Raw genomic sequence first — 12,279 nt, 5'->3', positions numbered from 1 at the left:
ACCAGTTAGGGTGAGGTTTTCTAGGTTGTTTCCGAGGGTATAAGTTACAGAAGATTGAACGGTGTCTGTGCCTTCGTTGGCGTTTTCAGTGATGGTATCAGTAGTGGTATCAATTTGATAGGTGTCATTTCCTAAACCACCAATTAGGGTATCAATTCCCGCACCACCATTGAGGGTGTCGTTACCTTCTCCACCGTTGAGAAGGTCATTATCACTACCACCATCCAGATTATCATCACCTAGGCCGCCATTAATACTGTCGTTACCATTGCTACCAGTAAGGGTATCTTTTCCTTCCCCTCCCTCAATAGTATCGTTTCCTAATCCACCATTGATTTGATTATTCCCACTATTACCAATAATTAGGTTATTACCAGCGTTACCCGTACCGTTAAGATTCGTAGTACCGGTTAGGGTGAGGTTTTCAATATTAGCTAAACTTGCAAGACTAAAGGTGATACTAGATTGGATAGTATCGGTTCCCTCGTTAGCTAGTTCAGTGATGGTATCGGTAGTAGTATCAATTTGATAGGTGTCATTTCCTAAACCACCTACCAAAGTATCAATTCCCGCACCCCCATTGAGGGTATCGTTACCGCCATTACCTGTTAAGGTGTTATTACTGCTATTACCAATTATTAGATTATTACCAGCGTTACCTGTACCGTTAAGATTCGTAGTACCTGTAAGGGTGAGGTTTTCAATATTAGCTAAACTTGCAAGACTAAAGGTGATACTAGATTGGATAGTATCGGTTCCCTCATTAGCTAGTTCAGTAATGGTATCAGTGGTGGTATCAATTTGATAGGTATCATCTCCTAAACCACCTACCAAAGTATCAATTCCGGCTGCACCATTGAGGGTGTCGTTACCTTCGCCTCCGTTGAGAAGGTCATTATCACTACCGCCATCCAGATTATCATCACCTAAGCCGCCATTGATAGTATCGTTACCATTGCTACCAGTAAGGGTATCTTGGCCTTCCCCACCATCGATACTATCGTTCCCTAGTCCACCATTGAGGGAGTCTTGACCAATACCACCGAACAGGCGATCGCTGTCGTTACCCCCATTAAGCGTATCATCCCCATCCCCACCATTGAGGGTATCATTGCCATCGCCACCGTTAAGGATGTCGTTACCAATATCGCCATTGAGGCTATCATCTCCCGGACTACCATTGAGGGAGTCGTTACCTTGACCGCCATTAAGAATATCGTTGTCATCGCCTCCGTTAAGAGTGTCATTACCGTCATTCCCATTGAGGCTATCTTTCCCTTCTTGTCCGTTAAGGAGGTCATCTCCATTACCGCCGTTGAGGGTGTCATCGCCTGCATTCCCATTGAGGGTATCATCTCCCGCACTACCATTAAGGAGATCGTTGCCATCTCCTCCAGTCATGGCATTAATGGTAAGTGTGAAAACGTTACTGGAAGACAATCCTTTAGTATCTTTTACTTCAAGCTTAATATCGAGACTAGAGCTTGTTGTATCCTTAGAAGTTCCACTAAAAGTTCTTGTCTTGGGATCAAAAGATAACCATTTAGGTAGGGAATTACCATTCACATCTGTTGCTGAATAGGTTAGAAGATCATTTTTATCTATGTCTGTGAAAGTGGTTTCAGAAACAGTGAAAGTGAATGATTTATTAGTGGTTGCTGTTTGATTGGGAATGGGGTTAATGATAATGGGAGCAAGATTTTCTTGAATAAGAGCATCATTCTTCTCCAGGATGTTGATCAATTCCTGATTGGTTGTGACCCAGTTTTCTTGTTGCTGTTGAGCTAAGTCTGCTTGTATTTGTTGATTTTTTTGACTAATTGCTTCTAGTTTTTGCCATTCCAGTTCAAAAATACTTTTGATTTTCTCTTTAAGTTGAGGATCTTGATCGCCAATAGATACGATCTGTTCAATAGCTGCTGTTAAATTCTCTAGGGTTGTATCTTGAGATGCGGTTGCGATCGCTTGACCAGATTTAACAATATATTCAATATCTTTCCATTCAATTGCTGCTTTTTCTTTGAGTTTCTGAGTTAATACTTTATCTTCTTTCCAAATGTTGATAATTTCATCGGTTGATTTTTTCCATGTTTCTAAGTCATTGGTGTCAATGGCTTGTTTAATTAATCGATTGGTACGGGCAAGATTTTCTAACTGTGACCAAGTAAGTCCAGTTGCTTTTTCAGCTTGAGATTTTAGAGTATTATCATCTACCCAAATATTAACAGCACTCTTAATGGCATTTCCCCATTGTGCTAGTGTTTGTTGATCAACGGCTTTAGCTGTTTCTTGACCAGCTTTTACTATATTTTCTATATCTTGCCAATTCAAATTAGTGTAGGTTTTGAGTTTTTGGGTTAAAGTAGGATCATCTTGCCAAATTTTCAGAATTGCATCACTGGCATTTATCCAGTCTTGGGTTGTATCTTTGTCTATGGCAGTATTAATTTCTTGTACAGTTTTGTCGAGTTTTTGAAGTTTCTCCCAAGATAACCCTGTGAGGTCTTCTGCTGTAGATTTTAGGGTATTATCATCTACCCAAATATTAGCCACTCGTCTGATGGCTTGTCCCCATTTAGCGAGTTCTTGACTGTCAATCGCTGTCGCAGTAGCTTGACCTGCTTTGACGATTTTTTCTAGGTCGGTAAAGTCTAAACTGGTAACTTCTTTGAGTTTTTTAGCAAAACTAGGATCGGTTTTCCAGATTGTTAAAATATTATCACTGGCAGTAATCCAAGATTGGGTATTGTTATTTTGAGTAGCTTTATCTAGTTCCTGAACAGTGTTTTCTAATTTATTTAATTGTGACCAAGTTAGTCCAGTTGCTTGTTCAATTTTGCTTTTTAATGTGGCATCATCAGCCCAAATATTAGCGACTTTTCTGATCGCTTGTCCCCAATCTTTTAACTTTTCACTGTCAACAGCGATCGCAGTAGCTTGTCCAGCTTTAACAATCTTCTCAAAATCTTGCCAATCTAAGCCTGTATTGACTTTAATTTTATTGGCTAAGGTTTTATCTGTTTCCCAAAGTTTTAGGATTTTGTTACTAGCTTCTATCCAAGCTAAAGTATTACCTTTTTCGTAGGCTTTATTAAGGGTTGAAATGGTTTCCTCTGTCTTTTGAATTTGTTCCCAAGAAAGTCCAGATACGGTTGTTAATTTGTTCTTAAGCGTATCGTCATCATACCAAATATTGAGAACTTCTTTGAGAGATTGTCCCCATTGTTCAACGCTTTGTTTGTCAGTAGCTATGGCAATAGATTGACCGGCTTTAACAACTTGCTGGAAATCTTTCCAGTCTAAATTTAGGTTAGTTTTTAAGAAGTTTTGGAGGGTTTGATTACCTTGCCAAATGCCCAGAAGTTCATTACTGGATTTAATCCAAGCTGCTGTATCTCCTTTTTCAATGGCTTTATTAATGGCTTCTCCTGTCTGGGTAATTCGTTGGATTTCTTCCCAAGAAAGTCCTGTAACTTTTTGTGCTTCAATTTTGAGTTTATCGTCAGTAACCCAGACATTTACAATGCTTTTTACAGATTGAGTGATTGCTTGCAAATTACGTTCTCTGACAGCAATTTCCAGCTTAACTCCCGATTGAATGATAGTTTCGACTTCTTCCCATTCAAACCCTGTTAAATCTTTAATAGATTTATGGGCTTCGGTTCCTAAATCAACCCCCAATAAACTATCATCAACAAGGTTAATTGCTTTACCTGCTGTTTGAATGGCTTTAATCCAATCTTTATTATCGATAGTTTGATATAAGGCTGAACTTAATTTACCGAAGTCTTGAATTTCTTCCCATTTTAATCCCGTCAAATCTATTAGTTCTTTTTTCCCGGCTTCCCCTAATCCTAACGCAAAGTTTTTGTCAATTTGTCCAGCAATTTTACCGATTGCATTAGCCGCATCTAACCAGTTGCCATTTTCAATAGCTTTGATACCTTGGGCTGTTACTAGAGAGACTTGTCCTGCTGTGATAAAGAATTTTTGAATATCAGAAGCTTGACTTAATTTTGTGATGTCTTTAATGCCAAGAGATGCGGCATTAGCTAATGATTGAACCCCAGATAATAAGGCGAGAGTCGTATCTCCTGTTTTGGCGTACTGATAGGATGAGTACGCACCTTGGGCGACTGTTTGGAATCTGGTTAGGTTAAGTAGATTGGGTGATAATTCATATTTTAAGAGTTCTAATTTCTGGGTTAATTCACTAACTAAGCTCAAATTTTTTGCTTCTTTGGCAACATCAATTGCCTTGGTGGTTTCGATGACTTGAGGATTCTTCGCTAGTTCGCTATTAATATCACTAATTTCATAGCTGGCAAAAGCCATTGCTGCATGGAAAACTGCACCCGCCCAATCTCCATTATAGGCTGATTGAACGGCACTAAGAGAACTACTAATAAGGCTTAATGTAGTAGCAACAGAAGTAATTGTGCCAACTGATACACCAAGAATAGTTGCGCTGGCTGCTGCTGCGGTAGCTGCTGCACCGGATAATCCTGCTGTTGCAATATTAACGGCTAAGGATGCCCCTACGGTAAAAACGGCTGATACTAACGAAATAACAAGCGTTGCAGTCCCTAAAACTTCATTAACAAAGGCTTTCTTTCTGATTTCCCTTTCTTTAATTCGCCCCTCAATAATCTGGCTTAAAATCGATTGAGATTGTCGCGCTAAATCATCGGATAAATCAACTGCACCTTGAGCATAGCCAACCTTATAAAGTATCTCTAAATTCTGCTGACTGACTAGCTCTTTCTCTTGAGTTAATACCCCTGTTTTCTGAATCTCATCATAGAGTGCTTTACTGGCTCCCTTGAGGTTGGTTTCCGATTGTTTCAGAATCCCTAAATATTGCTGTTCTTCTTGGTCTAATTTCGTAATTTCTGCATTCAGTTTATTATTCTGCTCAATTAAACCATCAACCGTTTTCAGTAAATTATCCTGAATCGTCGCTGCTTCTTTCCCCTGTAAAGCATCATGAATATCTTGACGAGTTGCTGTTAATATGCTCTGCAATTCATCGGGTAAGTTGGGCTGTTTTTGTTTCAGGGCATCTAAATCGGCTAAAATGCCCGCTAGTTGTCCTTTATAGTCAGCTTGGGTGATGATATTTGCAATCGGGTTAATACCTAAGTCGGTGCGTAGATTATTAATCGCTTGCTGGAGTGCTTCTTCGGTGTTTAGTTGGTTTAATTGTTCCAGTTTGGTGACGGCAATTTGACGATCGCGTTGAATGTCTAACCGTTGTTTTTCTAACTGGGCTGCAACCGCATCATCAATCAATTGACCGCGTTTTTCAGCGATTTCTTGTTCTAATTGTGCCTGTGCTAAGTTGAATTTTTCAACGGAAAGAACTTGCAATAAAGTTTGATTTGTCCAGTTTTTCAGTTGGGAAAGGGCATCAATACGAAATTGAGCAACGGCGATTTCTTGTTTATGGGCCTCAATCGCTTCTTGAGAGTTGCCAATACTTTGCTGAAGTTGGGCCAATTCTTGGGTGGCGAGGGATTTTTGTCCTTCTAAGAGGGTAATTTGATTTTCAGCAGCTTGACGAAGGGCGGTAAATTGGCTGGCTTGTTGTTGCGCCTGTTGTTGTAATTGCCGATATTGCTGCATTTCAGCATAGTATTTATCGGCTAAGATTAAATCTTCCGGGCGGGCAATTCCTCCTGAACAACCGCCACCTTTATCGTTCGCTAAATCTCGATAATCTTTGTAATAAAGTTCGGCGGCAGTAGCCATATTGTTGGCGTTGGCTACTTCCAGAAGTTGGGCGGCTTCTTTACTTCCGGCATCATTTGCCTGTTTGAGGATGGTGAGAAGTTGGCTTTCAAAGCTGTTTAATTCTTGGCGTTTAGTAGTGGCTTGGAGGGTGTAATTTTTTTCGAGTTCAGTTGCGTCTATTAGCCCTTTAAGTGCCTGTTGTTTGTCTTTAATGGCGGCGAGGTATTTGTCATTTTGCAGTAAGAGAGAGGCTTGTAAGCCATCCATCGCGGCGGTTAAAGCTTGGCTACTGGCTTCGGCTTGTTCGGCGAGTTTTTGGACTTCCGCGAGGGTTTTACGAGTGTCAATGAGTTGTTGTTCGAGGGTACTGGTGTCTTTGTCGGGACTGGCGAGGGTAACGTCGAGGAGTTGATACTCGGTGAGGAGTACCTGTTCTTGGGTTGAGAGGAGGGTCTGTTTTTGGGTGAGGGTAGCTTGTTGGGCGGTGAGGACGGTTTGTTTTTGGGTCAGAAGTTGGATAGATTGGTCTAATTGGGCTTGTTGGGTGAGTAGGTTATCTTTGTTATCTCCAGTGGCGGTGATGAGTTGTTGGGCGATTGCTTGTCGTTTAGTTTGCAGTTGGCTAATTAGGGTTTGGGATTGGGTAAGTTCGTCAGCGAGGTAAGTAGTTTGTTGGATTACTGAGTTTTTGGCGGTGGTGATGTCTTGTTGCAGAAGTTGGGTTTTGGTTTGCAATTCGGCGCGTTTTTGTAGGACGCTGTTAAGGGCGTTTAAATAGTTGTCTTTACTGGTTTGGTATTCGCCGGTTTCTTTTTGAATATTGGCGGTGGCGGTGGCTGCATCTTGGGTGGCTATTTCCAGTTGGTTTTGCAGGATGGGGAGGAGTTTTTCCCAATCACTGATTTGGGCGATTTTGTCTTCGCTGAGTTTTCTTTCTGCTTCCAGTTGTTGCAGCAGGTGGATAAATTCGCTTTGGCTGAGGGCGGCTTCATTGGCGACGGCGTTAGCTTTATCCCATTGGTTAAGGATGGTGGTGGCGGTATCTTTATTTAATGTATCGGTTGTAGCTCCTTTTAGGAGTTGGTCGGCGTATTGTCGGAGGGCGGTTGCTTGTTTGGTGTAGGTATCCCAGATAATCCAGTTGTGGTCAACGTGGGTGATTGTAACCCATTCGGTTTTACTGCCAAATAGTTTTTTCTTTTTGTAGCTACGAGATTCTGTCCAAGTGGGTCCTTGTTTACGGCTTTGTTCCCAATAAAAGGCAGATTTTTCTTGATACCAGTCAGCTTGGGAGATGGAAGCGGCGGCTTGGGCTTGTTTTTGGCTAATGCTGTTTTTTAGTTGGTCGATTTGTTGTTGGGTTTGGGTTTGTTGGTCGCTAATTTGTTGTTGGAGAGTGGCGAGGGTAGTGGGGTTGTTGAGTTCGGGGAAGTATTCATTGCGGAGATTTTGGATGGCTGTATCAGCTTCTTTTTCGATAGTTGTTTTACTATCTCCGTTAGAGTTCCAAATATTAACATATCCGTTACCAGGATCAATAAAATGAACTAAATCGCTTTTTCCATCTCCATCAAAATCTCCTACTTTATAATTAAAATTATTGTTATTTACGCCATAGCTAGGATTAGGAGTAAAAGATTGTTTGACATCAAACGTTCCATCTCCGTTAGAGTTCCAAACATTAACATATCCGTTACCAGGATCAATAAAATGAACTAAATCGCTTTTTCCATCTCCATCAAAATCTCCTACTTTATAATTAAAATTATTGTTATTTACGCCATAGCTAGGACTAGGGGTAAAAGATGGTTTGACATCAAACGTTCCATCTCCGTTAGATAGCCAAACATATACATATCCATTGCCACTATTAACAAAATGAATTGAATCGGTCTTTCCATCCCCATTAAAATCTCCCAGTTGATAATTATAGTTATTTGCTCCAACTTGATAATTTCCACCAGGAGTAAAATCTTTAATGGCGAAAGTTCCATCTCCTTTAGAAGTCCATATATGAACATAATTATTAACATCGAAGTGAATTAAATCAGTTTTGCCATCTCCGTTGAAGTCGCCTGTTTTGTAATTGTAGTTATTAACGCCAACTCCATAACCCCCACCAGGAGTAAAGTTTTTAATCGTAAAAGTACCATCTCCTTGAGAGTACCAGAGATGAACATAATTATTAACATCAAAGTGGATTAAATCGGTTTTTCCATCTCCATTAAAGTCCCCGGTTTGATAGTTATAGTTATTAGCCTTCACTGAATAACTGGGGCTAGGAGTAAAGGACGCTTTTACGTTAAATGTCCCATCAATAGTAGGTTGATTGCTATTTTGCCAAGAAGCCAATCTTTTATCTTTTGCGTTTAATATAGATTGAGAATCTTGTAAATATTTCTGTACTTTATCTGGATTTTGTTGGGCTTGTAAGGTTAGGTATGCAGTTTCTAGGCGGAGAGATTGGAGATTTGCGATAGTTTTATCATTTACACCATTAGGAATAATACTATCCCGTCGCTGTTTGACATAATTCTGTAAATTGGTTTCTATCCATTGTTCTTGTTGATTATTGGTTAAATCAATCTGAACCGTTAAATCTTGAATTGTATTAGTAACTTCTTCATTTAATTTATCTATTAATTTAGGATTAATAGATTCAAAATAATTATTAACAGTTAAATTACTTTGATTGATTAAAAATTGAATTCCTTCACTATGTATTATTGGAAGAGGACTAAGATATAGTCCATTTGTTCCTGAAGCTTTCCAATGAAAAAAATTATCATCTCTTCCATCTCCATTAAAATCACCTACTAAAGTAGTAGTATTTCCTTTAATTGCTCCTGTAGCAATGGGATCTAAATATTGAGTAAAACCACCTTGTCCATTACTTAGATAAAGTCGATTAACGCCCATTCCTCTCCAAAAGAAATAGATATCATCTTTTCCATCTCCATTAAAATCACCTACTAAAGAATTATCATGTCCATTAATTACTCCTGTAGCAATGGGATCTAAATATTGAGTAAAACCACCTTGTCCATTACTTAGATAAAGTCGATTTCTTCCGCTACTTCGCCAAGTAAAATAAAGATCATCTTTGCCATCTCCATTAAAATCACTTACCAAAGCATTATCAGAATTTTCATTGATAAATGTTGCACTAATTGGGTTTAGATATTGGTTAAAGCTTAGATTAAAAATATATGGAGTATATTCTATTTGATTTGCTAAATCTTGATACTGTTTAATTATTTTGTCTAAACTATTGCTTGTCTGTAAATAATTAGGGTTATCCTTAAAATTATTTTGTAGTAAATTTGCTACGCTAATAACTTCAATTCCTATCTGTTTATATTGATCGATATTACTAGAAGATAACTGTTCTTTTTTATTTGCTAATTTTTCTTTAGCGTTTATTAGGACGGTGTACTGTTTTTCCAAACTTGTCAAATCCGAATAATGCTGACTCAACTTCGCTAAATCCTGATACTCCTGTAACTGCTTCTTCGCCAAAAACAGCGCATCCGTCACAAAATCAACACTATCCGCCAAAGCATCCCGCCGTCTTACCGTTGACTCCCGAATCTGTAACGCCTCATCCAACTGAATCTCATTCAGATAATAATCCCCATAAGGAGTCGCCAAATTCTGGTCAATATAACTCGTCAAACTATCAAACGCCTGAGACTCCGCTTGCAACCCATTCCACACCTTAATCGTGAGATTATGATTATCCTGTAAATTATCCACCCAAACATTAGTTAACCCCTTCAACTGGTTAGCCAATTGACTACTTAAAGTCACATAACCCTCAATATTATTATTCCCCAAAGCCACCTTAACCGAAGCTTCATGGTCCGCAGCAGTCAGCTTTCTCGTCTCCAACTCCTGCTTAAACTCCAACTCACCCGCTAACACCGTTTTCTGATACTCTTGTACCTCTCCCAGAACCTTCTGCTTCTCTAAAATCGCCTTTTCCAACGCCGCAATCTCAGAATTAGACCCATTCCCACTCTTCAAAGCCGTTAAATTAGCCTGAAGCGTACCAATTTTTTGATTAAGACTATCAACCGTATTCTGCAAAAACTTAGACGAATAATCCTGAGTCTTGAGAAAAGCATAATCCGTCAGAAAATCCCCCAACGCCTTATCCGCAACCGTCACAGCTTGCTTATTCCCTTCCCAAGCCGTTTTAACACCGACTAAAGCCTGATTTTTCTTCTCTAAATCCTCAACTTGCTTGGGAATAATATTATCGGTAAGTCCCTGTAACTCCTGATTTGATTCATTTATTTGGAAATCAACAACCGCCAACTCCTGATTATACTTAGTCGTCGCAATTGACAGTAAATTCTGTTGTTCCTGAATCTGAATCAGATAACCATTAATCTCCTTCTGAATCCCATCTTTGATACCCGCATTGGTTTCAGCCTTCAGACGAGTATAAGCATTATCAATATTTTTCTGAATATCCTTCTGTTTTTGCTCATTTTGTGTTTTAGATTGAGTAAAACCAGAGGTTAAAGCCGTCTTTTTATTTGCCAAATTCTGCAAACTGTCTGTTAAAAACTTCCGCTTACTAAGACTCCCCTCAAAGGTTTCCTTCGCAAAGGAATAATCATCATTTGCTAACCTTAATTGTTCCTCCGTCGTGTCTAACTTAACCTTGGCTTTATCCAATTCGCTGCTGAGGGTTTCATACTGCTTCAACGCTGTGGGAATCGGTAAGGTTAACTTCTCCAGTTTCGTCGGTTGAATATCCGTATTAGTAAAGGCAAAATTATCATTATCAATGATCTTGATAATTGCCGTATTTTGTGTACCAATCGTCGCTCCATTAGTCGGATTCGTCAAGGACAGGTTAAGGGTTTCCACCGCTTCAAACTGACTATCTTCCTTAATCGGAATCGTAATAATTTTAGGCGCACTATCCCCATGAGCAAACGTAACCTTAATGGGGGTATTATTATAATCTTCTGCGGTTGCTGTACCATTATTTAAAGTAATCGTCGCACTTACTTCTGTATCACTTCCCCCCGTGCGAGTTACTGTTACTTGAGTTATAGTAGTTCCGTTTTCAGTAAGCGTATAAGTCGGCGCACTAAATGCTAAAACTCCGGGATTATTAAGCATAATTTATCACTCCAGAAAAAGTGAAAATATTTTATAGATTGAGATTAGGTTAACTAACCGATATGGTGAATAGCCGATTGCAATTGACTTAAAGGCTGGTTTCCCTTCAGGCGCTCCCAGTTGTCTGCTGGCGAGCCTTTGAGTAAAATCCATAACCTAGACGGCTAATAAGAGTTAGGGGCGATCGCATCGCCACTACCCTGCTACTTGGTTCGTTAATATCCAGACATATACTTACTTCCTGAAAAAGTCAAGCATAAAATCTAAATTGTAAAATTTCTTTATAAAAAACTTCAGCAAAAGTGAACATTAAATCGATAAAAGTGGACAAAAATGGACAAAAATTGACAAAAAGGGATCGGGTTAGTTGAATTTAGCGAAAGATCGGGGAATCCCAACTCCGCCATGGGGCGATCGCGAAAGGAATGAAAATTTCCCTGAAATTTGCTTAATTTTACCTGATTTTAGAGATTTGCTTGCAAATCAGCATTTTTGTGATGTATTATAATCATAGTAATTTTTTTTATACTTAATTGTAGCTAAGTAATAATCATGAGTTCTACAGCAATACGTCAACAAATAATTCAATCATTAGCTAATCTTTCTGACGAACAATTATTGCAAATCAGAGAGTTAATTGATCAAAATTTTCTGCTTCAAATTAAACCTAAATCAGAAGAAGAAATACAACAGTTAATTAAATTATTACAAGGTAAATATGCTCATGCACCTACCAATAGTGAAGATTTTGCCCAACAAAAACAAGCAGAAATTGATTGGGAGGAGCGTAATAGATGAATATCATTTTAGACGCTTGTGCTGTAATTGCTTTTTTTCGTAATGAAACAGGAGCAGATATTGTTAGATAAACCATCACTAATCAAAATAATAACAAGATGATTCATGTTATTAATCTTGGCGAAGTTTACTATAATTTTTATCGAGATATAGGAGAATCAGAAACAGAAAAACTAATTCAAGAATTAAGCAATATTAACATAAAAACTCGCTTTGATTTAAGTGGCAATTTTTGGCGACAAGTAAGCAAATATAAAGCAGTAATTAAACGCATTTTTTTAGCTGATTGTTTTGCTTTAACTTTAGCCAATCAAGAAAAAGGAATTCTAGTTACTTCTGACCGAAAAGAATTTGAACCGATTGTTCCTCTTAATATTTGTCAGATTGATTTTATTCGTTAATAAGTCCAGAAAACGGGTTTCTCGAAGAAACCCGTTTTCTAGATATTGATTTTAGCCAAAGACCGCTTAACTGTAGTTTAGACTAAATGAGAAACCTAAAAAGAAAAAAGAGGAAGAATCAAGCAAAATAGAGAGAAAATAAAAGATGTTAAAGAATTTATCCTCTCTCTATGACCAAATATAACAGATATACCAGATTTCGCCAAGA

Annotated in this window: 3 protein-coding genes; 2 read left to right on the top strand and 1 reads right to left on the bottom strand. The window is 38.6% G+C overall.

What is annotated here, in order from left to right; all coding sequences use genetic code 11:
* The coding region (locus tag O9324_RS20075; protein ID WP_288141130.1) for an FG-GAP-like repeat-containing protein at window positions 1–10,872 on the bottom strand (10,872 nt) is incomplete at its 3' end.
* A 552-nt stretch (window positions 10,873–11,424) separates the two neighbouring features.
* Here O9324_RS20075 and O9324_RS20070 point away from each other — a divergent pair.
* On the top strand, window positions 11,425–11,670 hold the full coding sequence (locus tag O9324_RS20070) for a hypothetical protein (protein WP_288141129.1): 246 nt from the start codon (window positions 11,425–11,427) through the stop codon (window positions 11,668–11,670).
* A 98-nt stretch (window positions 11,671–11,768) separates the two neighbouring features.
* Window positions 11,769–12,071: a PIN domain-containing protein gene (locus tag O9324_RS20065; RefSeq protein WP_288141128.1), complete on the top strand. Its 303-nt coding sequence runs from the start codon at window positions 11,769–11,771 to the stop codon at window positions 12,069–12,071.
* Window positions 12,072–12,279 lie beyond the last annotated feature (208 nt).

It is taken from the genome of Microcystis sp. LE19-84.1B (assembly GCF_027531875.1).
Classification (GTDB): domain Bacteria; phylum Cyanobacteriota; class Cyanobacteriia; order Cyanobacteriales; family Microcystaceae; genus Microcystis; species Microcystis panniformis.
This window is presented reverse-complemented; position numbering and strand designations above follow the sequence as displayed.

Excerpts from the sequence above, each read along its gene's own strand:
- O9324_RS20070 (WP_288141129.1), top strand. The coding sequence starts at position 11,425 with ATGAGTTCTACAGCAATACGTCAACAAATAATTCAATCATTAGCTAAT.
- O9324_RS20065 (WP_288141128.1), top strand. The coding sequence starts at position 11,769 with ATGATTCATGTTATTAATCTTGGCGAAGTTTACTATAATTTTTATCGA.